Source organism: Streptomyces sp. NPDC058373 (genome assembly GCF_042723275.1).
GTDB lineage: Bacteria > Actinomycetota > Actinomycetes > Streptomycetales > Streptomycetaceae > Streptomyces.
Genome location: NZ_JBHXJE010000042.1, coordinates 13,978 through 38,613, shown reverse-complemented (window position 1 = coordinate 38,613; position 24,636 = coordinate 13,978). Strand labels below are relative to the sequence as shown.

At 73.8% G+C, this 24,636-nt stretch carries 20 protein-coding genes and 1 tRNA gene; 7 read left to right on the top strand and 14 right to left on the bottom strand.

All coding sequences use genetic code 11. The features are described from left to right. Positions 1–162: 162 nt before the first annotated feature. From ACFWMZ_RS22050 to ACFWMZ_RS22040, 3 genes are all read right to left on the bottom strand, one after another. Complete coding sequence (locus ACFWMZ_RS22050; RefSeq protein ID WP_383203589.1) at positions 163–2,439, bottom strand: catalase; 2,277 nt, start codon at positions 2,437–2,439, stop codon at positions 163–165. Positions 2,440–2,596: 157 nt separating this feature from the next. Then, positions 2,597–3,994, bottom strand: a complete 1,398-nt coding sequence (locus ACFWMZ_RS22045; RefSeq protein ID WP_383173226.1) for an APC family permease — start codon at positions 3,992–3,994, stop codon at positions 2,597–2,599. A gap of 415 nt (positions 3,995–4,409) precedes the next feature. After that, positions 4,410–4,483, bottom strand: a tRNA-Thr gene (locus ACFWMZ_RS22040). 292 nt (positions 4,484–4,775) lie between these two features. Between ACFWMZ_RS22040 and ACFWMZ_RS22035 the strand changes: the two genes are divergently transcribed. The 5 genes from ACFWMZ_RS22035 (at position 4,776) to ACFWMZ_RS22015 (ending at position 10,008) form a co-directional block, all read left to right on the top strand. Beyond that, positions 4,776–5,912 carry an ABC transporter ATP-binding protein gene (locus tag ACFWMZ_RS22035; RefSeq protein ID WP_383173253.1) on the top strand — a complete coding sequence of 379 codons (1,137 nt, stop codon included), beginning with the start codon at positions 4,776–4,778 and terminating at the stop codon, positions 5,910–5,912. A 245-nt stretch (positions 5,913–6,157) separates the two neighbouring features. Further along, positions 6,158–6,568, top strand: coding sequence for a hypothetical protein (locus tag ACFWMZ_RS22030; protein WP_383173257.1), 411 nt, complete (start codon positions 6,158–6,160; stop codon positions 6,566–6,568). A 47-nt stretch (positions 6,569–6,615) separates the two neighbouring features. Further along, on the top strand, positions 6,616–7,386 hold the full coding sequence (locus ACFWMZ_RS22025; protein WP_383173259.1) for an NDP-sugar synthase: 771 nt from the start codon (positions 6,616–6,618) through the stop codon (positions 7,384–7,386). 247 nt (positions 7,387–7,633) lie between these two features. After that, the gene (locus tag ACFWMZ_RS22020; RefSeq protein ID WP_383173261.1) at positions 7,634–8,980 is read left to right on the top strand and encodes a hemolysin family protein; all 1,347 of its coding nucleotides are present in this window, start codon (positions 7,634–7,636) and stop codon (positions 8,978–8,980) included. Beyond that, positions 8,977–10,008, top strand: coding sequence for a hemolysin family protein (locus ACFWMZ_RS22015; RefSeq protein WP_383173263.1), 1,032 nt, complete (start codon positions 8,977–8,979; stop codon positions 10,006–10,008). Before ACFWMZ_RS22020 ends, ACFWMZ_RS22015 begins: the two co-directional genes overlap by 4 nt. A 117-nt stretch (positions 10,009–10,125) precedes the next feature. Here ACFWMZ_RS22015 and ACFWMZ_RS22010 read toward each other — a convergent pair whose 3' ends face one another. The 8 genes from ACFWMZ_RS22010 to ACFWMZ_RS21975 all read right to left on the bottom strand — a co-directional run bounded on the left by ACFWMZ_RS22010 (position 10,126) and on the right by ACFWMZ_RS21975 (position 20,210). Next, positions 10,126–11,712, bottom strand: coding sequence for a DoxX family membrane protein (locus ACFWMZ_RS22010; protein ID WP_383203586.1), 1,587 nt, complete (start codon positions 11,710–11,712; stop codon positions 10,126–10,128). Between the two features lie 175 nt (positions 11,713–11,887). Next, a complete protein-coding gene (gene rlmB / locus ACFWMZ_RS22005; RefSeq protein ID WP_383173369.1) occupies positions 11,888–12,826 on the bottom strand; it encodes a 23S rRNA (guanosine(2251)-2'-O)-methyltransferase RlmB in 939 nt (312 codons plus the stop codon). Between the two features lie 142 nt (positions 12,827–12,968). Then, on the bottom strand, positions 12,969–14,369 hold the full coding sequence (cysS, locus tag ACFWMZ_RS22000) for a cysteine--tRNA ligase (RefSeq protein WP_383203583.1): 1,401 nt from the start codon (positions 14,367–14,369) through the stop codon (positions 12,969–12,971). Positions 14,370–14,468: 99 nt separating this feature from the next. Further along, positions 14,469–14,879, bottom strand: a complete 411-nt coding sequence (locus ACFWMZ_RS21995) for a PPOX class F420-dependent oxidoreductase (RefSeq protein WP_383173269.1) — start codon at positions 14,877–14,879, stop codon at positions 14,469–14,471. Between the two features lie 51 nt (positions 14,880–14,930). Beyond that, positions 14,931–16,196, bottom strand: a complete 1,266-nt coding sequence (locus ACFWMZ_RS21990) for an MDR family MFS transporter (protein ID WP_383203580.1) — start codon at positions 16,194–16,196, stop codon at positions 14,931–14,933. Next, positions 16,193–17,947: an ABC transporter permease subunit gene (locus ACFWMZ_RS21985; RefSeq protein ID WP_383203577.1), complete on the bottom strand. Its 1,755-nt coding sequence runs from the start codon at positions 17,945–17,947 to the stop codon at positions 16,193–16,195. Before ACFWMZ_RS21985 ends, ACFWMZ_RS21990 begins: the two co-directional genes overlap by 4 nt. Positions 17,948–17,969: 22 nt before the next feature. Continuing rightward, on the bottom strand, positions 17,970–19,535 hold the full coding sequence (locus tag ACFWMZ_RS21980) for an ABC transporter substrate-binding protein (protein WP_383203574.1): 1,566 nt from the start codon (positions 19,533–19,535) through the stop codon (positions 17,970–17,972). A gap of 57 nt (positions 19,536–19,592) precedes the next feature. Continuing rightward, complete coding sequence (locus tag ACFWMZ_RS21975; protein ID WP_383173371.1) at positions 19,593–20,210, bottom strand: GNAT family N-acetyltransferase; 618 nt, start codon at positions 20,208–20,210, stop codon at positions 19,593–19,595. 138 nt (positions 20,211–20,348) lie between these two features. On the opposite strand from ACFWMZ_RS21975, the gene ACFWMZ_RS21970 reads away from it, so the two are divergent. Beyond that, a complete protein-coding gene (locus ACFWMZ_RS21970; RefSeq protein WP_383173277.1) occupies positions 20,349–20,627 on the top strand; it encodes a hypothetical protein in 279 nt (92 codons plus the stop codon). Between the two features lie 302 nt (positions 20,628–20,929). On the opposite strand, the gene ispF is transcribed toward ACFWMZ_RS21970, so the two are convergent. The 3 genes from ispF to ACFWMZ_RS21955 all read right to left on the bottom strand — a co-directional run bounded on the left by ispF (position 20,930) and on the right by ACFWMZ_RS21955 (position 23,147). Then, positions 20,930–21,445 (bottom strand): 2-C-methyl-D-erythritol 2,4-cyclodiphosphate synthase, encoded by a 516-nt coding sequence (gene ispF, locus ACFWMZ_RS21965; RefSeq protein ID WP_383203571.1) that lies wholly within the window; start codon positions 21,443–21,445, stop codon positions 20,930–20,932. After that, the gene (gene ispD, locus ACFWMZ_RS21960) at positions 21,435–22,226 is read right to left on the bottom strand and encodes a 2-C-methyl-D-erythritol 4-phosphate cytidylyltransferase (protein WP_383173280.1); all 792 of its coding nucleotides are present in this window, start codon (positions 22,224–22,226) and stop codon (positions 21,435–21,437) included. The genes ispF and ispD overlap by 11 nt, the downstream gene beginning before the upstream one ends. Positions 22,227–22,664: 438 nt before the next feature. After that, positions 22,665–23,147: a CarD family transcriptional regulator gene (locus ACFWMZ_RS21955; RefSeq protein WP_003949795.1), complete on the bottom strand. Its 483-nt coding sequence runs from the start codon at positions 23,145–23,147 to the stop codon at positions 22,665–22,667. Positions 23,148–23,907: 760 nt separating this feature from the next. Between ACFWMZ_RS21955 and ACFWMZ_RS21950 the strand changes: the two genes are divergently transcribed. Then, positions 23,908–24,576 (top strand): DUF461 domain-containing protein, encoded by a 669-nt coding sequence (locus tag ACFWMZ_RS21950; RefSeq protein ID WP_383173282.1) that lies wholly within the window; start codon positions 23,908–23,910, stop codon positions 24,574–24,576. The last annotated feature ends 60 nt before the right edge of the window (positions 24,577–24,636 follow it).

Here is a 24,636-nt window from a genome sequence, read left to right as displayed (position 1 = left end):
CGACGGGCCGGCCCCACTCGTCATGTTTCTGGTCCGGGGCGGCAGGGTGGTTCTTCGGAAGGTCCGGCGGGTTGGCCCGCCCGACCGGGAGGCGGAGGCGTCCGGCGGTGGGCCGTGCCCGCCCCGCGTCCCGTGCGCGGCGCGGGGCGGGCACGCGGGCGGTCAGAGCGTCGTCGGGAAGCGTTCCCAGACGCGGTGGGCACCGAGCAGGCCGGTCACCTCGTCCAGCACCTGGGTGGCGCCGTCCCCGGTGATCACGCCCGGGGCCGTCAGCGGGCAGCCGGCCGCCGTGAGGACCTGCTCGCCGCCGTTCCACGCGCCGATCGCCTTGCCGTGGCGGAATGCCTCCGAGACCAGCAGGAGCAGGCGGGGATCGCTGGTGGACGAAGCGTGGGCGTCCCCGGCCTTGGCGTCCCGCGCGCCGAGCGCGTCGGCGCCTTGGGCGGGGACCCCGGCCAGCACCACGGCGTCGAACTCCACGGAACGGGCGGTGGCGAAGGTCCGCTGCACCGTGACGGCCTCCGCGCCGGTGCCGAGCTTCCCGCCCGCCGGGGCGATGACCAGCGGCACCAGACCGTTCTCCAGCAGGGACTCGCGCAGCGACCGGACGCCCGCGAGGTCGGCGTCGGCGTCGGCGACGATGCCGACGATCCGGCCGTCCAGCGGCCAGGTCTGCCCGACCTGCGACAGGGCGGGGCTGGGGGAGGGGTCGGCGAGTGGTTCCTCGGCGGCGGGGGCGGGCAGTCCGAGGCCCGTCGCCACCTGCTCGCACAGTTCGGTGTCGATGCGGGCCAGCACCTTCAGCGCGCGCTCCTTGATGGCCTGCTCGTAGCACTTGCCCAGCTCGAAGGTGTACGCGGCGACGATGTGCTCCCGCTCGACCGGCGTCATGCTCAGCCAGAACAGCCGGGGCTGGGTGAAGTGGTCGTCGAACGAGGCGGGCGCCTCGCGGACCTTGCGGCCCGCCGCCACCTCGACCGGTACCTCGACATACGCTCCCGTGTCGGCGCCCGCCATGAACGGGCAGCCGCCGTCCAGCGAGTTGGGCCGGTAAGGAGCGACGCCGCGGTGCACGGCGGTCTGGTGCATGCCGTCGCGCAGCATGTCGTTGACGGGGGCATGGGTGCGGTTGATCGGCAGCTGGGCGAAGTTCGGCCCACCGAGCCGGGTGAGTTGCGTGTCGACGTAGGAGAACATCCGGCCCTGCAGGAGCGGGTCGTTGGTCACGTCGATGCCGGGGACGAGGTGGCCGGTGTGGAAGGCGACCTGCTCGGTCTCGGCGAAGTAGTTGGACGGGTTGGCGTTGAGGGTGAGCAGGCCGATCGGCTGGACGGGCGCCAGCTCCTCGGGGACGATCTTCGTCGGGTCGAGGAGGTCGATGCCCTCGAAGGTCTGCTCGGGGTTGTCCGGGAAGGTCTGGACCCCCAGTTCCCACTGCGGGAAGGCGCCCGCCTCGATGGCGTCGGCCAGGTCGCGGCGGTGGAAGTCGGGGTCCACCCCGCCGGTGATCTGCGCCTCCTCCCATACCTGGGAGTGGACGCCGAGCTTGGGCTTCCAGTGGAACTTCACCAGCGTGGTGCCGCCCTCGGCGTCGACCAGCCGGAAGGTGTGGACGCCGAAGCCCTCCATCATCCGGTAGGACCGCGGGATGCCCCGGTCCGACATGTTCCACAGCGTGTGGTGGGTCGCCTCGGAGTGCAGGGTGACGAAGTCCCAGAAGGTGTCGTGGGCACTCTGCGCCTGTGGGATCTCACGGTCCGGGTGCGGCTTGCCCGCGTGGATGACGTCGGGGAACTTGATGGCGTCCTGGATGAAGAAGACCGGGATGTTGTTGCCGACCAGGTCGAAGACGCCCTCGGAGGTGTAGAACTTCGTCGCGAAGCCCCGGGTGTCGCGCACCGTGTCGGCCGAACCCCGCGAGCCCAGCACGGTGGAGAAGCGCACGAAGACAGGCGTCTCGACATCCTTGCCCAGGAAGGCGGCCTTGCAGATCTGGGCAGCGGTGCCGTAGCCCCGGAAGACGCCGTGCGCGGCCGCGCCCCGGGCGTGGACGACCCGCTCGGGGATGCGCTCGTGGTCGAAGTGGGTGATCTTCTCGCGCAGGTGGTGGTCCTGGAGGAGGACCGGCCCCCGCGGGCCCGCTTTCAGCGAGTGGTCGGTGTCGTGGAGCCGGGTGCCCTGGGCGTTGGTCAGGTAGGCCCCGCCCTGCGCGACATCGCTCTGGCTCGCCCCGGTGGGCTGGCCGGTGGGGCTTACCGTCGCCGGGCCCGTCTGGTCGGGCTTGGGCGGAAGGGGTTCGCGCGGTGCGGTCGGTTCGGCCTCCTGCGGACTGGCGCTCGCGGGCTTGCCGGGTACGCCCTCCTCGGGCCCCTCGCGGCCGAGAACGGCCTCGGCCGCCTTCTCGGCCGCGGCCTTCAGAGGATTCTTGCTGTCACTCATGAATTGCTCCTGACGGTCCAGGGGGTGGTCTTCACATCCGTGCCCGCCCCTGCGCGTTCCGTGGTGGGCCACTCGGGGGAGATCCCGTGGCCCGGTGTACGGCTCTGTCCGCCGCCTGCCCGGAGACCACCCGGCTACCCGGGGGGGAGCCAGCTCCTCACCCGTCGCCCCGCCCGGGACCGGCCGTCCGCCCGGCCCGGCGCCGCCGCACGGCGGGCACGACGGCGAGCGCCGCCGCCACCGCCAGCACCACGGCCGTACGCAGCCATACCGCTGCCTCGACCTGTGTGGCGAGCAGGACGCAGGAGGCCGTGCCCAGGACGGGCAGCACGGCGGGGACGCGGAAGTGCCCGGGGGTGCCCTCCTCCCGGCGCAGGACGAGGACGGCGGTGTTGACGAGGAGGAAGACGACGAGGAGGAGCAGCACCAGGGTGGAGGCGAGGGTGGCGACGCTGCCGGTGAGGGCCAGCAGCAGGGCGGGCGCGGTGGTGGCGGCGATCGCGGCCCAAGGGGTGCGGCGGCGGGGCAGCACCCGGGTCAGCACGGTGGGCAGCAGCCCGTCGCGGGCCATGCCGTAGGCCAGGCGGGAGGCCATGATGCCGGTGAGCAGCGCCCCGTTGGCCACCGCGACCAGCGCCACGGCGCTGAACAGGCGCGGGGAGACTCCGCCGGCGGCGTGGACGACTTCCAGCAGCGGCCCGCTGGACCGGGCCAGCACACCGGTCGGCACGGCGGCCGAGGCGGCAGCGCCGACCAGGACGTAGACGACGCCCGCGGTGGCCAGGGCGCCGAAGAGGGCCCGCGGATAGGAGCGCCTGGGATCGCGGGTCTCCTCGGCGACGTTGACCGACGTCTCGAAACCGACGAACGAGTAGTAGGCGAGGACGGAGCCGCTGAGTACGGCCGCCGCCGCGCCCTTCTCGGGTGTGCCGAGCTGGGTGAGCCGTCCGGGGTCGCCGTCGCCGCGCAGCAGCAGCCACGCCCCCAGCACCACGATGACGGCGAGGCCGCCGACCTCGATCAGGGTGGCCACCACGTTGGCCCGGGTCGACTCCTTGACGCCGCGGGCGTTGACGAAAGCGAGCGCGACCAGGAAGACCACCGCGACCAGGGCGACGGGCAGCGTGACGAACGCCGACAGATAATCCCCGGCGAAGCCACGGGCCAGTGCGGCCACCGACACGATCCCGGCGGCGAGCATGCAGAACCCGGCGATGAACCCGGCCGTCGGGCCGAACGCCCGGGTGGCGTAGTGGGAAGCGCCGCCCGCCTGCGGATACTTGGTCGCCAGTTCCGCGTAGGACGCCGCCGTCAGCAGGGAGAGCAGCAAGGCTGCGAACAGGGGCACCCACACGGCCCCGCCAGACGCGGCCGCGACCTCCCCCACCAGCACGTACACCCCCGCCCCCAGGACGTCTCCGAGAATGAAGAAGTAGAGCAGACGGGTGGACAGGACGCGCCGCAGCCGCGGCTGTGAGGCGTCGTTCGAGGTGTTCTCGTCGGCATACGGCACGTCGCCACGGGTTCCCCCGAGTTCCGCCCTTACGCGTGGCATCCGGGGGTTCCCCGCGGACCTGCCCCGTTCGGCGTCACTTCCCCGTGCGGCCCGTGCCGACGAGCAGGGTGGCGAAGGGGGCGCGGTCGGCGGTGCGGCCGCCCCGGACCTGAGCGAGTACGTGGCCCTTGAGCGCGCTGGTACTCCCGTCAGAAATCGTCGCCCGAGCCGGCTGTTGTCGTTCTTCCGGGCATGGTGGGGAGGGACGAGGCCGGTTTGTGGGCGAGGGAGCCCGCTCAGTGCTCGATCACCACTACTCGCCCGTCCACCGCCCCGCGCTCTCGCTGCACGCCTGTCCACCGGTTGTCCACCGGCGGCGGCGACGGCGCCACGAACGGAGCTCTCCCCCGTCACAGACCTACTTGGAAGAACACGAAGGCCCAGGTCAGAACGGATCCGACCTGGGCCTCACCCGAGCCCCCTGTCGGATTCGAACCGACGACCTACGCATTACAAGTGCGTTGCTCTGGCCATCTGAGCTAAGGAGGCGTGCCCGTGCAGTGTACCCATCGCGCCGCGGGGGGCCGGGTGGGTTTCCGGGGGTGCGCCGTGGCTGCTCGTAGGCAGGATCGTTACCGGTCGGGCCATGATCATCGGGTTCCGGGTACTGACAGGACGCCCGCCCCCGGGGTAGCTTCCAGGGGTCCGCTCCGGTGGACTACACCAATCGCCGCCGCGGGCCCGTCCCGTGGCGGTACCCCGTCGTGGGAGTCCCCGCGGCGGTCACCTTCTTTACTCGGATCGTCCGGCACGTTCCTGCCGGTGAAGGGGGCCTGTCACCATGGCCACGGTTACGTTCGACAAGGCGACGCGCATCTACCCGGGCTCGGAGAAGCCCGCGGTGGACCAGCTGGAGATCGAGATCGCCGACGGGGAGTTCCTCGTCCTGGTCGGTCCCTCCGGCTGCGGGAAGTCCACCTCGCTGCGGATGCTCGCGGGGCTGGAGGACGTCAACGGCGGCGCCATCCGCATCGGCGACCGCGACGTCACGCACCTGCCGCCCAAGGACCGGGACATCGCCATGGTGTTCCAGAACTACGCGCTCTACCCGCACATGACGGTCGCCGACAACATGGGCTTCGCCCTGAAGATCGCCGGCGTCAACAAGAGCGAGATCCGCGCCAAGGTCGAGGAGGCGGCGAAGATCCTCGACCTCACGCCGTACCTGGACCGCAAGCCCAAGGCGCTCTCCGGCGGTCAGCGGCAGCGTGTGGCGATGGGCCGCGCCATCGTGCGTGAGCCGCAGGTCTTCCTCATGGACGAGCCGCTCTCCAACCTCGACGCCAAGCTCCGCGTCTCCACCCGTACCCAGATCGCCTCGCTCCAGCGGCGCCTGGGCATCACCACGGTCTACGTCACCCACGACCAGATCGAGGCCATGACGATGGGCGACCGGGTGGCCGTCCTCAAGGACGGGCTGCTCCAGCAGGTCGACTCGCCGCGCAACATGTACGACCGCCCGGCCAACCTCTTCGTCGCCGGGTTCATCGGCTCGCCCGCGATGAACCTCATCGAGGTGCCGATCACCGACGGCGGCGTGAAGTTCGGCAACTCCGTGGTGCCGGTCGGCCGGGACGCGCTGAAGGCCGCCGCCGACCGCGGCGACACCACCGTCACCGTGGGCGTGCGGCCCGAGCACTTCGACGTGGCCGAGCAGAACAGCGCCGCCACCGAGGCCCTCTCCAAGGCGAGCTCCGACGCCCCGGCCGGCCTCGCCGTCACTGTGAACGTGGTCGAGGAGACCGGCGCCGACGCGTACGTCTTCGGCAGCGTCGACCTGGACGGCGGGTCGAAGGACCTGGTCATCCGCGTCAGCAGCCGGGCCGTCCCGGAGAAGGGCTCCACCGTGCACGTCGTCCCGCGCCCGGGCGAGCTGCACGTCTTCGCCACCTCCACCGGCGAGCGCCTCAGCGACTGACCGCACGGCGGCACCTTTTCCGGCAGGGCCCGCTCCCCCGCGTACGCGGGCGGGGCGGGCCCTGCCGCCGTTCCCCACCCAACTGGCCCCCAAACCCTGGCAACCACGCCAAACTACGCGAACCCCCGCACACCCCATGCTTTTCCCACCTCCCGTCAACTTCACACCCGGGAAAACCCGAGCGCCACAACCCGATCGAGTGACTAAATGTCGCCAAATCATCACTTGCCGCTACTCTCAGGCGCGTGAACCACACCGCTCGCCGCATCGGCCGCTCCCTCGCGCTCGTCCTCCCCGTCGTCCTGGTGCTGTCCGGGACGTTCGCGGTCTCCCACGTCAACTGGTCGGGTGATCCGGCCGACTCCGTCCTCACCGCCTCGTCCGAGGACGCCTCCGTCCCCGCCAAGCCCCGCGCCGCCCACGACGTGCTGCGCGACAAGCTGCTCCTGGAGCTCCAGGAGAAGGATCCGGGGGAGGCGCTCACCTCGCTCCAGCGCGCCGTCGACCGCAAGCCCTCCCTCGCCAAGCACTGCGTCTCGCTCGCCCGCGCCCTCGGCAAGGCAGCCGTGAAGACGTACGGCGCCACCCGTGCCCAGTCCTTCGCCCGGCCCGTCTGCGACACCTCCTTCGCCTCCGGCGTCGCCCAGTTCGGGTGACCGCGCCGTCCCCCGCCCCGGCGGCACCCGCTGCGTAGAGTGCCGCCATGACCACCCCCGCCCCGCCCCCGCGGCCGACCGCCGCCGCGCCGGAGCCCCCGCCGGAGCGGCCCACACAGGCCGTCGTCCTCGCCGGGGGGCAGGGTTCGCGGCTGCGCCCGTACACCGACGACCGCCCCAAGCCGATGGTGGAGATCCCGGGCACGGGCACGCCGATCATCGGGCACCAGCTGGCCTGGCTCGCCGCGGAGGGCGTCACCGACGCCGTGATCTCCTGCGGACACCTGGCCGGGGTACTCCAGGAGTGGCTGGACACCGCCGACCTGCCGCTGCGCACCCTCACCGTCGTCGAACCGGAGCCGCTCGGCCGGGGCGGCGGCCTCAAGTACGCCGCCGCGCGCCTCCCGGACCCCGGCGCGCCCTGGTACGCCACCAACGGCGACATCTGGACCCGCTTCCCGCTCGGCGAGATGGCCGCCTTCCACACCGAGCGGGACGCCCTCGCGACCCTCGCGCTGGCCCGGCCGCGCATCCCGTGGGGCGCCGTGGAGACCGACGCCTTCGGGCACGTCACGGACTTCGTCGAGGCGCCCCCGTCGCCGTTCCACATCAACGCGGGCGTGTACGTCTTCGCCGCCGCCTTCACCGCGCTGCTCCCCGAACGCGGGGACCACGAGCGGACCACCTTCCCGCGCCTCGCCCGCGAGCGCCGCCTCGCCGGCTACCCGATCCCGCAGGGCGCCTACTGGCGGGCCATCGACACCGCCAAGGACCTCACCGAGGCCGCCGCCGAACTCTCCGCGCACCCCGGCCGCTGAAGCCCCGGCCACTCCCCCGGCCCCCGGTCCGCCCCGGGCCGCGTACAGCACACCACCGCTACCCGGCGCAACGACGCACACCACACGCCCGGCGGGAACGCCCCACCCGTCCCAGGCGTTGCCTGGGGACCCGACCCAGCTCACAAGGAGTGCACGTGTCCGCCAGTCCGACGGACCCCCCGGGGCACAGTCCCCGACCATCCCGCCCGCATCATCATGACCAAGGCACTCGGCGGGGTGGTGTTCGATGAGTGCCGCTCTGGGCCTGCTGGCCGTCGTCCTGCTCACCGCCGGGACCGGCTACTTCGTCGCCCAGGAATTCGCCTACGTCTCCGCCGACCGCCTCAAGCTGGCCCGCGAGGCCGAGCAGGGTGACCAGCGCGCGGAACGCGCCCTGAGAGTGCTGGAGCGCCTGTCGTTCATGCTCTCCGGCGCACAGCTCGGCATCACCGTCACCGGCCTGGTCGTCGGCTTCCTCGCCGAGCCGTCCGTCTCGGCGCTGCTGCGGCCCGTCCTGGAGGGCGTCGGCGTCCCCGGCGCCGCCGCCACCGGCATCTCCGTGGTGCTGGCCTTCGTCCTCGCCACCGTCGTCCAGATGGTGCTGGGCGAGCTGGCGCCCAAGAACCTCGCCCTGGCCGTCCCCGAGCGGCTCGCCAAGTCGCTCGCCTCCTCCACGCTCATGTACCTGAAGGTCGTCGGTCCCCTGGTGCGTGTCTTCGACGGCGCCGCCAACGGCCTGCTGCGCCGGATCGGCATCGAGCCGGTCGAGGAGCTGCACCACGGCGCGACCCTGGAGGAGCTCGGCCACCTCATCGGCGAGTCCCACCAGCGGGGCGAGCTGCCCGAGGACACCGCCCTCCTCCTCGACCACGCCCTGGAGTTCTCCGAGCGCCCCCTGAGGGAGGTGCTGGTGCCGCGCGCCGACACCGTCTTCGTGCGCCACGACGCGCCCGCCGGCGAGGCGGTCGACCTGATCGCCCGGTACGGCCACTCCACCTACCCGGTCCTCGGCGACCACCCCGACGACGTCACCGGCGTCGTCGGCGTGCGCGAGCTGACGCACCACTCGGAGGAGTCGCTGGCCGCGACGACCGCCGGGGGCGTGGCCCGCGAGCCGCTGCTGCTCCCCGAGACGCTGGCGCTGCCCGACGCGGTGGAGCGGATGCGGGAGGCCGACGACGAGTTCGCCGTCGTCCTGGACGAGCACGGCGGCGTCGCCGGGATCGTCACCTACGAGGACATCGCCGAGGAGCTGGTCGGCGACATCGCCGACGAGTCCGACCGGGTCACCGACCTGGCCGCGCCCGACGGCGCCGGCTGGCTGGTCGACGCGGGCCGCCGGGTGGACGAGGTGGCCGAGGCCACCGGTGTCCACCTGCCGGAGGACGAGGCGTACGAGACGGTCGCCGGGCTCATCGTGGACCGCCTCGGCCGCTTCCCGGCCGTCGGCGACCGGCTCTCCGTCGGCCTCGACGCGGGGCTGGAGGCCGTCCTGGTGGTCCGCACCCTGGACCGGCACGTCCCGGACCTGGTGCGGCTGGAGACCGCCCCGGTGGCCACCCCCGCCGAGGCCCGTGAGGAGGGGACGGCATGAGCTTCCCCATGGCCCTGTTCGTCACCGTGCTGCTGCTGATCGGCAGCGGCTTCTTCGTCGCCGCCGAGTTCGCGCTGGTCGCCGCCAGGCGCCACCGGATGGAGAAGGCCGCCGCCGAGGGCAGGCGGGGCGCGGGCGCGGCCCTCGCCGGGATGCGCGAGCTGTCGCTGATGCTGGCCGGTGCCCAACTGGGCATCACCATCTGCACGCTGGGCCTCGGCTCGGTGTCGAAGCCCGCGATCTCGCACGCCCTCGACCCGGTCCTGAAGAACCTGGGGCTGCCCGCCTCGCTCAGCTACGGCATCGCCTTCGCCGTCGCCATGGTCGTGGTGGTCTTCCTGCACATGGTCGTCGGCGAGATGGCGCCCAAGTCGTGGGCGATCGCCCACCCGGAGCGCTCGGCGATGCTGCTGGCACCGCCGTTCCGCGCGCTGGTGAGGCTGGTCCACCCGCTGATCCGGGTGCTCAACCGCGTCAGCAACGCCCTGGTACGGCTCTGCAAGGTCACCCCGCGCGACGAGATCACCGAGGTCCACAACCGCGAGCAGCTCACCCAGCTGGTCGCGGAGTCCCGGCGGCTCGGGTTGATCAGCGAGGACGACAGCGAGCTGATCACCAGCTCGCTCACCGAGCCGCTCGCCCCGGTCGGCGACCTCCAGATCCCGGCGGCCGAGATCGTCTCGGTCCCGGCCGACGCGGACGCCGAGACGGTGCTGGCCACCGCCGCCGCCCACGACCGCAGCCGCCTGCTGGTCCGCGACGGTGAGAGGTTCATCGGCTCGGTCCACGCCCGGGACGCGCTGATCGCCCGCTCCCGGGGCCGCGAGGTGACCGCCCGCAGGCTGGCCCGCCCCGTCCCGGCGCTCTCCGCCGACGACACGGTCGGCCAGGCCATCGAGGTGCTGCGCCAGCGCCGCGCCTCCCTGGCGGTCGTCCACGCCCCGGCCGACCCCGCGTACACCGTGACCGGTCTGGTCTCCCTGGACGACCTGCTGGCCCGCCTGCTGCACCCGCAGGAGGCGGGCTGACGGACCGTCCGGCCCCGGCGGGCCGGACAGGACACCGCGGACACGCGGAGGCCCCGGACACGTGAGTACGTGTCCGGGGCCTTCGCCCGTTCCCGGCGGGTGAGCCTCGCGGCCCGGTCAGCCGAAGAGGCCGCCGACCAGCTTCGGGCTCCCTCCGCCGCCGGAGCCGCCCTCGGCCGGGGCCTCGCCCGGCTCCTCGGCGCCGCCGTCGCCGGGTGCGGGGCCGCCGCCCGGCTCGCCGGAGCCGCCGGAGGAGTCGTCGCCCGGGCCCGCGCTGGTCTGCGGCGGGGGCTGCGGGGCGTTCTGCTGCGGCGGGGCCTGGCCGGGGCCCTGGGTCTCGGCGGGCGCGGTGGTGCCGGTGCCCGCGGTCTCCCGCTGCTCGGCGCCTTCGGCGCCGCTGGTGGTCTCGGAGGGGCCCTCGGTGGTGCCGCCCGACGGGGCCTGGCCCGGGGTGGTGGAGGCGCCGGGGTTGCCGGAGACCTGGCCGGACTCGCTGGGCAGCGGCATGCCGGGGACGCTGTTGCGCGGGGTCTCGCCGGGTCCGGGCACCACGACCCGGTCGGCGTCGCGGACGGCGCCGCCGAGCAGGGCGCCGACCAGCAGGGTCAGGCCGACGGCGACGGTGGCGACGACCATGCCGCGCTTGAACACCCAGCGCCGCAGCTCCCAGAGTCCGGCGCGCGGGCCGAGCTTGCGCCAGGCGTCGGCGGCGAGCTTGCCGTCGACCGACCAGACCGGGGCGCCCGCGATGATCAGCGGGCTCCAGGCGGCGAGGAAGATGACGTCGGACATGCCGTAGACCGGGGTGGCGCGCCAGCTGACGGTGACGAGCAGCGCCGCCGCGAGCAGCGCGCCGACCGAGGCGGCGAGCCGCTGCCACAGGCCGAGCACGGTCAGCACGCCGACCAGCACCTGGAGGAAGGCGACCAGCAGACCGGCGCCGACCGGGTGGTGGAGGGCGAAGCCGTGCAGCGGCTCGGCGATCCCCCACGGCTTCAGCGAGCCGAGCCAGTGGACCAGGGAGCCGCGCTCGCCGCCGTCGAAGTAGAGCGGGTCGCAGAGCTTGCTCATCCCCGCGTAGGTGGTGGCGAAGCCGAGCAGCAGGCGCAGCGGCAGCAGCACGACACCGAGGTTCATCCGCCGGTACGGGTAGTACGCGTGCCGTACCGCGGACCGCGCCTTGGGGCGGCCGTCCTGGTCGAGGTCGCTGCCGTCGCCGCCGTCGTGGCCCTCGCGGTCGTCGTCGGGGCCGTCACCGTCGTAGGCGGGGGTGCCGTGGCGCGGGGTGTAGGTGTCCTCGTCGTAGGTGCTGCCCGCCGAGCGCATGCGGGGCAGCAGCGGTTCGCCGGGGGTGTGGCCGGTGAGGGCGGGGATCTCGCCGGTGGGCGCCTCGTCCGGGTCGAGACGCGGGATGACCTGGGTGGCGCCGGGCGGGTCGTCGCCGTGCCGGACGCCGGAGGTGCGGACCGCCTGGAGCAGTCCGGTGGCGCCGCTGTCACCCGGCGCGGAGCGGCCGGACCAGACGAGGGGCGCGCGGCGGCGGGCGACGGTTCCGACGACGGGGATGCGCGCGGTGTCGGCCGGCGCACCGTCGGCGGGCCGCGAGATGCGCGGGGACTGCGCCTTCTGCGCGGAGGGGAGCTGTACGCGGAAACTCGCGTGGTTGACGATGACCTGCGCCGGGTCGCAGTGGACTTTCACCATGCTGAGCGGCGTGGGAGTTTCGTCGAACCCTGACGAGCGTCCCCCCGTGGGCGTGCGGGGCGTTCTGGTTTCCACGCTCATCTAACCGAGTGATGCGTGGTTTGGACACTGCCTTGACGCCACCGAATCTGTCCGGGCCCCGTCAAATGATCTTGGGGCCCGGACAGGAGGCGGGTCAGGCGCGGCGGCGGGCCGCCTCGTAGAGGACGATGCCCGCGGCGACACCGGCGTTGAGCGACTCGGCGCCACCCGGCATCGGGATGCGGACCCGCACGTCGCAGGTCTCGCCGACCAGCCGCGACAGGCCCTTGCCCTCGCTGCCGACGACGATGGCGACGGGGCCCTCCAGCGCCGGCAGGTCGGTGATGTCGGCCTCGCCGTCGGCGGCGAGGCCGACCACGATGACGCCTTCCTTCTTGTACGCCTCCAGGGTCCGCGTCAGGTTGGTGGCGCGGGCCACGGGGGTGCGGGCGGCGGCGCCCGCGGAGCTCTTCCAGGCACCGGCGGTCATCCCGGCGGCGCGCCGCTCGGGGACGACCACGCCGTGGCCGCCGAAGGCGGAGACGGAGCGGACGACGGCGCCGAGGTTGCGCGGGTCGGTGACGCCGTCGAGGACGACGACCAGCGGGTCCTGCCCGGCGTCGTAGGCGGCCGCCGTCAGGTCCTCGGCGTGCGCGTACTCGTACGGCGGGACCTGGAGGACCAGGCCCTGGTGGTTGAGGCCGTTGGTCATGCGGTCCAGCTCGGGGCGGGGGGCCTCCATGAGGTGGATGCCGCCGCGCTCGGCCGCGAGCGCCAGGGCGTCGCGGACCCGCTCGTCGTTGTCGATGAACTGCTGGACGTAGAGGGTCGAGGCGGGCACGCCGTCGCGCAGGGCCTCGTAGACCGGGTTGCGGCCGACGACCAGCTCGGAGGTGGAGCGGCCGCCGCGGCCCTTGACGGGGCGGCGGGCGGTCTGCCGGGCCTTGGCGTTGGCCACGCGGTTCTTCGCGTGCCCCTTGCGCATCTCGGCGGGCGGCGTCGGGCCCTTGCCTTCCAGGCCGCGGCGTCGCTTGCCGCCGCTGCCGATCTGCGCGCCCTTCTTACCGGACATGCGGCGGTTGTTCGCGGCCATGAGGTCTACCTGTTCCGTCGGGTACTGCGTCGGGTGGAGCGGGGTGGTGGCGCCCGGTGGTCCGGACACGCCGCCACCCAGTGTGCCGCCTCGCGGGCGGGGTGGCACACCGGGTGGGGTGGGGCTGGTCGGCCCCTGGGGCTCAGCGCGGGCCGAGCGTCCAGCGCGGGCCGGTGGGGCTGTCCTCGATGACCAGGCCGGACTGCTGGAGCTGGTCGCGGATGGCGTCGGCGGTCGCCCAGTCCTTGCGGGAGCGGGCGGCCTCGCGCTGGTCCAGGACGAGGCGGACGAGGGTGTCGACGGCGCCGTGCAGGTCCTCGCCGCGGTCCGCCTCCCCCGCCCAGTGCGGGTCGTACGGGTCGAGGCCGAGGACGCCGAGCATCGCGCGGACCTCGGCGAGGCGGGCGACGGCGGCTTCCTTGTCGTCGGCGGCGAGCGCGGAGTTGCCCTGGCGGACCGTGGTGTGGATCACGGCGAGGGCCTGCGGCACGCCCAGGTCGTCGTCCATCGCCTCGGCGAAGGCGGGCGGCACCTCGGCGGCCGGCGCGGGGGTCTCCCCGGCCTTCTCGGCGACGCGCTGCATGAAGCCCTCGATCCGCGCGAAGGCCGACTCGGCCTCGCGCAGCGCCTCCTCGCTGTACTCGATCATCGAGCGGTAGTGCGGGGTGCCGAGGTAGTAGCGCAGGACGATGGGACGCCAGTGCTTGACCATCTCCGAGACGAGGACGGAGTTCCCGAGCGACTTCGACATCTTCTCGCCGGCCATGGTGACCCAGGCGTTGTGCACCCAGTACGTGGCGAAGTCGTCGCCGTACGCCTTGGCCTGGGCGATCTCGTTCTCGTGGTGCGGGAAGACCAGGTCGAGGCCGCCGCCGTGGATGTCGAAGGCGGAGCCGAGGTACTTGTGGGCCATCGCCGAGCACTCCAGGTGCCAGCCGGGGCGGCCGCGGCCCCACGGCGTCTCCCAGTTCGGCTCGCCGGGCTTGGCCGCCTTCCACATGGCGAAGTCACGCGGGTCGCGCTTGCCCGTCTCGCCCTCGCCGGAGGGCTGGCGCAGCTCGTCGAGGTCCTGGTTGGAGAGCTCCAGGTACTCGGGGAAGGAGCGGACGTCGAAGTAGACGTTGCCGTCGGCCTCGTAGGCGTGGCCGCGCTCGATGAGGCCGCGCATCATCTCGATCATCTCCGGCACGTGGCCGGTGGCGCGGGGCTCGTAGGTGGGCGGCAGGCAGCCGAGGGCGCCGTAGCCGTCGTTGAACGCCCGCTCGTTCTCGTAGCCGATCGACCACCAGGGCCGGTCCTGCTCGGCCGACTTCTTGATGATCTTGTCGTCGATGTCCGTGACGTTCCTGATGAAGGTCACGTCGTATCCGCGGTAGGCGAACCAGCGGCGGAGGATGTCGAAGTTGAGCCCCGAGCGGATGTGCCCGATGTGCGGGGCCGACTGCACGGTGGCACCGCAGAGGTAGATCGAGACACAGCCCGGCGTCAGGGGGGCGAAGTCACGGATCTGCCGGGCGCTGGTGTCGTACAGCCGAATAGTCACGCCTCCCAGGGTAGTAGGCCCAGGGCAGTGCCCCGCCCCCAGTGCGCGAGGCGCGTCCACTTCGTGACCGAAGCGGGGGCGGGGCGGGACGGGCGCGGCTCAGAGGCGGCCGACGACCTTGTCCGGGGTGACGCGGACGACGACGCGGGCGGCGTCCTGGCCGGAGGCCGGGTTGAACTCGGCGTACGGCTTGCCGGTGTACTTCAGCGACAGCTCGTCGATCAGCTCCTGGCCGCCCTCCTCGGTGACGGTGGCCCGGCCGCGGATCTCGGCGTAGGTGTACGGCTCGTCGAAGGGCTGGACCTGCACGGTGACGCGCGGGTCGCGGCGCAGGTTCTTGGTCTTGCGCCGGTCGACGGTGGTGGAGAAGAGCACGTCGTTCCCGTCGCGCTTCACCCAGACCGGGGACAGCTGCGGGCTGCCGTCGGGCTGGATGGTGGCGACGGTGATGAAGACGGGGGTGTCCAGCTTCTCCTTGAGAGCGTCGCTGAGCTGCGAGGTGTCACTCATCGCGGAATGCCTCCTGGTGCGGATGGGGCGTACGGGGTCTCGGCCTCACCCCTACCCCGCCGCGCGGGCCTCCTCACCGGCGCCACGCCCGGACGGCAGCAGCCGCGCCGCCGCCGCGCCCGTCAGCGGTACGGCGGCCAGCGTGCCCCACAGCACCGGCGCGGGTGCCTGGAGCAGCAGCCCGCTCGCCGCGCTCCCGCCGAGCACCGCGAGCCCCGACACCGACGACAGCGCCCCGGTCGCGAGCCCGAGGTGCCGGTCGTCCACCAGATCCGGTACGAGGCCGCGGGCGGCCGGGACCAGCAGCATCTGCCCGCAGGTCAGCAGGGCGACCAGGACCGCGCCGGGGAGCAGTCCGCCCGGCCCGGCCGGGGTGGCGGGCACCAGGGCGAACCCGGCGGCGACCAGGGCGAGCCCGGCGGTCAGCGCGGTGCGCGGGGCGAGGCGGACGGCGGCGTGGCGGGTCAGCGGGATCTGGGCGGTGACGACCAGCAGGGAGGAGAGGGCGAAGAGCCAGCCGAGGGCGGCCTGGGAGCCGGTGGCGCGCTCCACCTCGGCCGGGAGTGCCAGGTAGAGCTGGTTGTAGGCGATCAGCCAGGTGCTGTAGGCGAGGCAGAGGACGAGGAAGCGCGGGTTGCCCAGGACGCGGCGTACGCCGCCGCGCGGCCGCTCCCGGTGGACGGCGGCCCGGCGCGGCATCAGCACGGCGTGTCCGGCGAACACCGCGACGAAGACGGCGACGCCCGCCCCGCAGGCGGCCCGGAATCCCCAGTCGCCCCCGACCGCGAGGAGCAGCGAGCCGAGCAGCGGCCCGATGAAGGCCCCGGCCTGCCCGGCGGCGGAGAAGACGGCGAGGGTGCGGGCGCGGGCGGTGCCGTCGGCCTGTTCGCGGTGGACGGCCTCGCGGGCGGTTTCGGATTCGACGGCCGGGGAGAACAGGGCGGCGGCGAAGCCGATCAGCAGCACGGCCGCGACGACGGTGGCGGTGGAGGCGGCGAAGGCGAGCCAGGCGAAGCCGGCGATGCGCAGCACGCAGCCGGCGAGGACGACGGGCCTCGGACCGTACCGGTCGGTGAGGGCGCCGCCGACGACGAAGAGGCCCTGCTGACTGAAGGTCCTCAGGCCCAGCACCAGTCCGACCAGCCATCCGGCCATGCCGAGGCCGTCGCCGAGATGGGTGGCGAGATAGGGCAGCACGGCGTAGAAGCCGGTGTTGAAGGCGAACTGGGTCCCGGCCAGGAGCCGCAGGTAGGGCGGGAGGCCGGTGACCTCGCGGAGGCTGGAGGGGGTGCGGCGGGCGCGGGCTTCGGTGGTCATGGGGTGGCCTCGCGGGCGGTGGGGGCGGCGGTCGCGGTGTCGGCGCCGGTACGGCCGCGTACGGCGGCGGCGGTGAGGACGGCCAGGGCGCCGAGGACGGCGAGCGAGGCGGCGGGGGCGAGGACCGCCCAGGGGGCGCGTTCGGCGTACGGCATGTTCTCCGAGAGCATCCGGCCCCACTCGGGCGCGGGCGGCTGGGTGCCGAGGCCGAGGAAGCCGAGGGCGGCGAGGGCGAGGGCGAGCGCGGGGACCCGGAGCAGGGCGTGCCGGGTGACCGGGGGCAGCACGGCGGGGAGCAGGTGGCGCCGGAGCAGGTGGGCGGGGCCCGCGCCCAGCGAGCGGGCGGCGGCGAGGTGGGGTGCGGCCCGCTCCTGGACGTACAGCGCCTCGGTGTGGGCGGCGAGCGGCGCCCAGGCGACGGCGGCGACGGCGGCGGCCGCGCCCCACGGTCCGGGCCCGGCGACGGCGGCGGTGAGCAGTCCGGCGAGGACGGCGGGGAGTGCGTTGACGGTCTCGGTGAGGGCGCCTGCCCGCAGGAACCCGGCGATCAGCCCGAGCAGCAGCGCGGCGGCGGCGACCGCGAGGGCGGTCAGCACGGTACGGGCGGCGCCGTGGCCGACGCGGGCCAGGACGTCGCGGCCGAGCGCGTCGGTGCCGAAGGGGTGCGCGGCGGACGGCGCCAGCAGCCGGGCGGCGGCGTCGACGTGCAGCGGGTCGCGGAGCAGCCCGGCCGCGACCACGGCGCAGAACAGCACGGCGAGGACGACGGCACCCACGGCCACCCCTCGGCGGGCGGGCAGCCGGGGCGCCACCAGCGCGGGCAGTGCCCGGTCGGTGAGGGCCGGACCGAGCAGCACCTGGGAGAGGAGGCGTACGGCGAGGGCGGCGACCAGGCCGGTCAGCAGCAGGACCAGCACGGCGGCCTGGAGGACGGGCAGGTCCTGGGCGAGGGCGCCGGCGAGGGCGGTGGAGCCGAGCCCGGGGATGGCGAAGAGGGTCTCGACGGCGACCGCGCTGCCGGTGAGGCCGACGACGACCAGGCCGCCCTGGGGCAGCAGGGCGGGCAGGGTGCGGCGCAGGGCGTGCCCGGCGATGCGGCGCGGGGGCAGCCCGGCGGCGGTGGCGGCCTTGGCCCAGGGCTCGGCGAAGGCGGCCGGGAGCGCGTCGTCGAGGAGGCGGCCGAGCAGGGCTCCGGCGGGGACGCCCATGGCGAGGGCGGGCAGCACGGCCTGGGCGGAGGTGCCCCAGCCGAGGGCCGGGAACCAGCCGAGGTGGACCGCGAAGACCGTCGCGACCACGGCGGCCAGCAGGAATTCGGGGAGCGCGGCGAGGACGGCGGCGAGGACCCCGGCGCGGGTGGTGGTGGTCTCGCGGTGGGCGCCTCGGCGCAGGGTGCGGGCGCTGAGGGCGAGGGCGAGCAGCACGGCGACGGCGAGCGAGGCGCCCATCAGCGACAGGGAGGTGGCGAGCGCGGCCCCGGTGTCCGGGCCGACGGGCTGCCCGGAGACCCAGGAGGTGCCGAGGTCGCCGTGGAGCAGCCCGCCGGCCCACTGGCCGAGGACGTGGCCGGGCCCGCCGTCGAGGCCGGTCTCCGCGCGGATGGCGTCGAGGACCTCAGGGGTGGGCTGCCGGTCGCTGTAGCGGGCGTGCAGGATCGTCAGCGCCGGGTCGGTCGTGGTCAGCCAGGGCAGCAGGCCGATCAGGGCGAGGACGGCGAGCAGGGTGAGGGCTCGCCCGGCGAGGTGTTTCACGTCGGTCGCGGTGGCGGGCCGGTCAGCGCAGCCGGGTGTCGGCGGTGATCAGGCGGCGCTCCATCGGGTCGAGGGCGACCCCGTCGACCTTCCCGGAGTCGAAGCCCTGCACGAACCGCTCGTGGACCAGCGGCACGGCGGCGTCGGCGCCGAGGATCTTCGCCTCGGCGTCCATCTCGGCGGTGTGCCGCGCTTCCAGCTCGTCGGTCCCGGCCGCCTTGGCCACGGCCCGGTCGACGCCCTGGTCGCAGAGCTGGGAGATGTTGAAGCTGCCGTCGCAGGTGAAGTCGGAGCCGAGGTAGGAGACCGGGTCGGCGGTGTCGAGCAGGGTGTTGCGGGCCTGGATGAAGGCGTCGTACTTGCCCGCCAGCGCGTCCGCCTCCATCTGCGCGTAGTCGCGGACGTACTGCCGGACGGTGAACCCGCGCGCCTCCAGCTGCTGCTGGACGGCGGAGGCGACCTCGGGCAGCTCGGGCCGGTTGGTGTACGTGGCGAGGACGATCTCCTTCGTCTTCGCCACCTCGCCCTTCCCGGCGGCCTTCGCCCGGCCCTCGGGCGCCTCGCGCGCCTCGGCGGCCCACGGCACACCGGGCCCGAGCAGCCCCTGCGCGGTGTCGGCCCGGCCCTCGTACACCCCGTCGACCAGCGCCTTGGAGTCGATGGCCGAGCGGGCGGCGGCACGGATCGCCGGGTCGGCGAAGGCGCCGCGCCCGGTGTTGAGGTACAGCGTGTTGGTGCGCGCGGTGGGCACCTCGTGGATCTGCTTCTCGTCCAGCAGCGAGGCCTGCGCGACGGGGACGTACTCGGCGATGTCGGCGGTGCCGGTCCGCAGGGCGTTGGCCCGCGCGGTCCCGTCGGCGACGAACTTCACGTCGACGCCCGGCGCCTTCGCCTTCCCGCCCCAGTACGTGTCGTTCCGCTCCAGCGTCGCGGAGACGGCGCCGTTGACCTTGGCCAGCGTGTAAGCCCCGGTGGCGTGCCCCGCCGGGTTCACCTTGGCGCCCTTGTCGCCCTTCCCGTACGCCGCCTCGGAGAGGATCGCGAGCGAGGGGTTGGCGAGGCGCTGGGGCAGCAGCGGGTCGGCCTCGTCGGTGGTGACGCGGACGGTCCGCTTCCCGTCGGCCTTCGCGGTGAGCTTCACGTCGCTGAGGACGCGCGGCTTGGGCGAGGCCTCCTGGGCGGCGGTCAGCGAGCGGACGACCGCCTCGGCGTCGACGGCGCCGCCGTCCTGGAAACGGGCGTCGCGCAGGGTGAACTCCCAGCCCTTGTCCCCGTCCCGCCGCCACTCGGTGGCGAGCGCGGGTTTGGCGGCGCCGTCCTCGTCGATCCGGGTCAGCCCCTCGATGACGGAGAGCCGGCTGAGGGTCACCGCGTCGTCGCCGTAGGGCGACATGGCCTGCGCGGGCGGGAAGGCCATGACGGCCCGCAGCCGCTGGTCGCCGCCGCCGGACGCGCCCCCGCCGGTGGAACCGCCGCAGGCGGCCACGGGGACGAGCAGCGCGGCGGCGCCGAGCGCGAGCAGGGGGCGGCGGGCGCCCGTCCGAAGGAGGTTCCGGCGGGCCGACGGCGTGGACGACTGGGACGACATGAGCGAGACCTTATATGAAAACGATTGTCATATGACAGGGGGGTATGGAGGCACGGGTCACACGAGGGCGGAATCCGGTCGGGCCAGCCCCGCCACCTCCACCTCGAAGTGCACGATCCCCTGCCCGCCGCCGGGGAGCGCCCGCTCGTCGCAGACCTCCTCGGCGGTGGCCCGCCAGAACGCCTCGGCGCCGGGCACCGACGGGTCGGTGTGCAGGTAGACCCGCTCGTACCCGCCGGCCCGCACCGCGAAGTCGCACAGCTCCCGCACCAGGCGCCGGGCCAGCCCGTGGCGCCGGTGCTCGGGTCGTACGTAGATCCGGCAGAGCTGGGCGGTGCTGCCCGAGGGGAAGCGGTCGGCGACCCACTGCGGATTGGGCGGCGCGGCCGGGCCCCGGTCGCGGACGGCGCCGGTCGCCACGATCTCCCCGTCCCGCTCGGCGACGAGCAGGGTGCACCGCTCGGGCGCCAGGTAGGCGCCGACCGGGTCGATGATGTCGGCGTGCCAGCGGGGCACGTACCCGGAGCGCAGATCCCGGTAGACCGTGTCGAGCATCACGGCCCGCGCCCCCGGCACATCGGCCTCCAGCGCGGTCCGCACCACGTACGCACCCGGCCCGGCCACTTCCCCGGCCGAGCCCCTGACCGCCGCTTCCACTCCGGCCATCACAGCCATCCCGCCTGCCACCAGCCCCTCGTCAGCCACACGAACCTGCCCCGCCAGCGTACGTGCAACCGATGCGCAGGAGCGGCGCCCCACTCTTCCGGAAGAAATCATTCCGCCCTGTCGGTGCCGCCTGCCACCCTGCCTCCCATGGACAGCGACGACGAGCGGCTCCTGCGCGGCCGCGTCTACGGCCACGACCCGGCCGCCCCCGAAGCCTCCCCCCTCCCCGGCCACCACTACGCCGAACTCGTCGGCGGCCCCTTGGACGGCCTCCTCCTCGACATCACGGCCGTCCCACCCGAGGACCGCCCCCAGGGCGCCGCCCTCCCCACCGCCCTGAGCACCCACGGCCCCGACGGCCGCTCCGTCTACCAGCCCCGCCCCACAGCCCCGTCCCGCTGGGACTGGAGGGGCGACACCCGCTGACCCGAACCCAGCCCGGCCGGCGCTTGAGGCCGTCAGTGACGGCGCGCAGCTCCGGGCCCCACCCGAACGACCAGAATCAGCCCGGCCGGCGCTTAAGGCCATCGGTAACGGCGCGCAGCTCCAAGCCCCACCCGAACGACCAGAATCAGCCCGGCCGGCGCTTGAGGCCATCGGTGGGCCGCACGCGAACGGACACCTCAGCCCACCCGGATCCAGCCCGGCCGGCGCTTGAGGCCAAAGAGCCCGGCCGGCGCTTGAGGCCACCCCCTCGCCCCAAGCCCGGCCGGGCAACCCCCAAGCCGTCAGCCGACCCGGTACACCAGGGCGGTGGCAATCGCCGCCAGCCCCTCCCCGCGCCCGGTGAGCCCGAGCCCGTCCGTCGTGGTCCCCGACACGGAAACAGGCGCCCCCACAGCCTGGGACAAGGCGGCCATGGCCGCATCCCGCCGCTTCCCCACCTTGGGCCGCACCCCGACGACCTGCACCGCCACGTTCCCGATCCCGAACCCCTCGGCCCGCACGATCCGCGCCGCCTCCCCGAGCAGGGTCACCCCGGCCGCCCCCGACCACTCCGGCCGCGAGGTCCCGAAGTGGGCCCCGAGGTCTCCGAGCCCGGCGGCCGAGAAGAGCGCGTCGCACGCCGCGTGCGCCGCCACATCCCCGTCGGAGTGCCCGGCGAGGCCGAACTCCTCACCTTCCCAGAGCAGCCCGGCGCACCACAGCTGACGTCCCCGCTCGAAGGCGTGCACATCGGTCCCGATCCCGACCAGCGGCATCGCGAACCCTGCCCCACCCTGAGACCGCGTCTCAGTACCCATCGTTGGCCCTCCTCCGTGCCAGAACCGCCTCGGCCAGCACCAGATCGAGCGGCCGCGTCACCTTGAACGCCTCCTCGTGGCCGGGTACGACCACCACGGGCAGCCCGAGCCGCTCGCAGAGCCCGGCGTCGTCGGTGGCGCCCTCGCCCTCGACGGGTCCCTGCCGGTGTGCCCGGTCGAGGCTCTCCCGGTCGAAGCCCTGCGGCGTCTGCACGGCGCGCAGCCGCGCCCGCTCGGGTGTCGCGACCACCGGCTCGCCGGGGCCGGAGGCGCCCTCGGCGAGCGGCCCGACCTCCTTGACGGTGTCGCTCAGCGGCAGCCCGGGGACGACGGCCGGGGCCCCGGCTCGTACCGCCTCCACGACGCCGTCCACGATCTCCACCGGCACCAGCGGCCGCGCGGCGTCGTGCACCAGCACGGCCGTCACGTCGTCGGGCAGCGCGTCGAGCCCGCGACGCACCGACTCCTGCCGGGTCTCGCCGCCGGCCACGACCCGGATGTCGGTCTCCTCGCCCGCCCGCGCGGGGGCGAAGGACGGCCCCTCGGTCGGATGCAGGTGGTCGTCGACCATGGCCTGGACCTCGGCGAGGCCGTCCGGCGGGGCGACCACCACGACCAGGGACACGGCGCGCGAGGCGGCCATGGCCCGGACGGCGTGGACGAGCATGGGGGTTCCGTGCAGCGCACGCAGGGCTTTCGGGGTTCCGGGGCCGAGCCGCACGCCGCGGCCGGCCGCCGGGATCACCACCGCCGTGCGGGGCGCCTGGGTTTCGTCAGTCATCGGTTCCGTTCAGGTTTGTACGCTCGGGCGTCCTGGGTATGGCCACCAACGTGCCGGGCGCGACGTCTGGACCGGACCCTTCCGTGACTTCCGGTCGAGCCTTTCGCCGGGGGCCCGGCACGTCCAGGAAGCGACACGCCGGGGGCCATTCCGACCACAGACGCGACACCACCGGGCGGCGAGCACGCCTCGCACCACCGCCCCACACCGCTTACGGCACACGGCACGCGTCGCTCAGTATCCCGGTACGCCAGAGGGGCACACCGGCAGGCGTGCCCCTCTTTTTCGCGCTCTTCCGCGGATGACGCCGCGGGCATGCCGAATCGCCCGGTGAAGGTGATCAACGGGCGATACGGCAGATGGACGTGACCGCTTCCCGTGTGCGCGACCCCGGCGGGGGAAGCGCTCACGCGACGCCGCTCCGCGAGGAGCGGGATGTCAGGAGGCGAGCACCTCGTCGAGGAGGGCCTCGGCCTTGTCCTCGTTGGTGTTCTCGGCCAGCGCCAGCTCGCTGACCAGGATCTGGCGTGCCTTCGCCAGCATGCGCTTCTCACCGGCGGACAGACCGCGCTCGCGCTCCCGGCGCCACAGGTCGCGCACGACCTCGGCGACGCGGATCACATCGCCCGACGCCAGCTTTTCCAGATTCGCCTTGTAGCGTCGGGACCAGTTGGTCGGCTCCTCGGCATACGGCGCTCGCAGCACCTCGAAGACCCGGTCCAGACCGTCCTGGCCCACTACGTCGCGCACGCCGACCAGCTCCGCGTTGTCCGCGGGCACACGCACCGTCAGGTCGCCTTGCGCGACCTTGAGAACCAGGTAGTTCTTGTCCACACCCTTGATCTGACGAGTTTCGATTGCCTCGATCAGCGCGGCCCCGTGATGGGGATAGACCACGGTGTCGCCAACCTTGAACGTCATGTGACAGGTACCCCTTCCGTGGCTATCAAGGGTAACACGAGAATCGGGACCCTTGAATGGCGTTTCCGCAGGTCAGGCCATATCTCGGGGCTTGACAACAACAACGCGAACGTGCTGCGAAGTGCCCGCGGAACGAGGTATTCGCAGGTCGGGGCAGCTCTCCGGGGAAAGAGAAACGCGTACGTTACAGGTGGTTGAAGCCGGAAAGACAGGGGCAGATGTCCCGTTTTGTCCGGTACGGCGACCCCCTGTGCGGCTCCGGCGTTCGAGGGACCCCGTCACACTTCCGGGCATTGCCGGAATTGATCACACCGGCCTCCCGGCACACCCGAGATCACCTTCCCCGCCACCCCCGGACGGCCCCGCCGCCGGCTCCCGCGGAAACGATTCACGGGATCACGGCGTGATCACGGGGCGATCACGCCGCAGAGCGCGGGCGAGAGGCCGGACCGCTCTGATCCTTTTCCCCGGACACCCATGCATTCCTTACCGAAAAACCAGGGAATCCCCCACGCCGGAGCCGCCCGCGCCATTTCCGGGATTGCCGAGGCCCGGCGCGTACGCCGCGTGCCCCTGCGGCCCGCCCGCCGTGGCCGCGTACGGCTGCCCGGGGGTGTCCGTGGTCCGGGAGGGGGCGGGTCGGGTGAATCCCGGTGGCGACGGCTCGGTAACCTGATCACGCTTGACCGGGACGGTCCCCAACCGCCCGCTTGTCCCGTACCGCCCTCGTTCCGTCCTCGTTCAAGGAGTTGCCCGCACCGTGAGCAGCAGCCTTCGACGCGGCGCCCTCGCCGCCGCCGCCATCGCGTTCTCGATCGCCTCGCTCGCCTCGTGCGCCGCAGGGAACAACGCGGAGACCAACCAGATCCGGCCGGACAACGCGGCGGCCTCGGTCGGTGACATCCACGTCCAGAACGCCACCATCGTGACCCAGCCCGACCGCGAGTCGACCGGCCCCGCGATCGTCGCCGCCACGATCTTCAACAGCGGCACCAAGGACCAGACCCTCGACTCGGTCGTGGTCGACGGTGTGAACAAGAAGGCCGAGCTGACCGCCGCCCAGGGCAACGGCCCGCTGACGATCCCGGCCGGCGGCCGCCTCGTCGTCGGCGGCGAGGACAACGCCTCGGCCGTCCTGCCCAGCAGCCGTACCGCCGTCCTCGACGGCAACGCCCAGGCCGTCACCTTCACCTTCAGCCGCACCGGCGACGTGAAGCTGAACACCCTGGTCGTCCCGGCCACCGGCTACTTCGAGAAGTGGGGCCCGAGCGACACGCCGAGCGCCCCCGCCTCGGGCAGCCCGTCCCCGAACGGCTCCGAGACCCCGGGTGAGGGCACCGAGACCCCGGCCGACGAGACGGAGTCCCCCGCCGCGGGCGCCGAGGGCGCGCAGGGCGAGGCGGACGGCGCGTCGCACGCCGGCCACTGAGACCACGCCCCCGCCCGGGTGGCGGGGAGCACGCGGAGGGCGGGACCCAGTCGGCCGGGT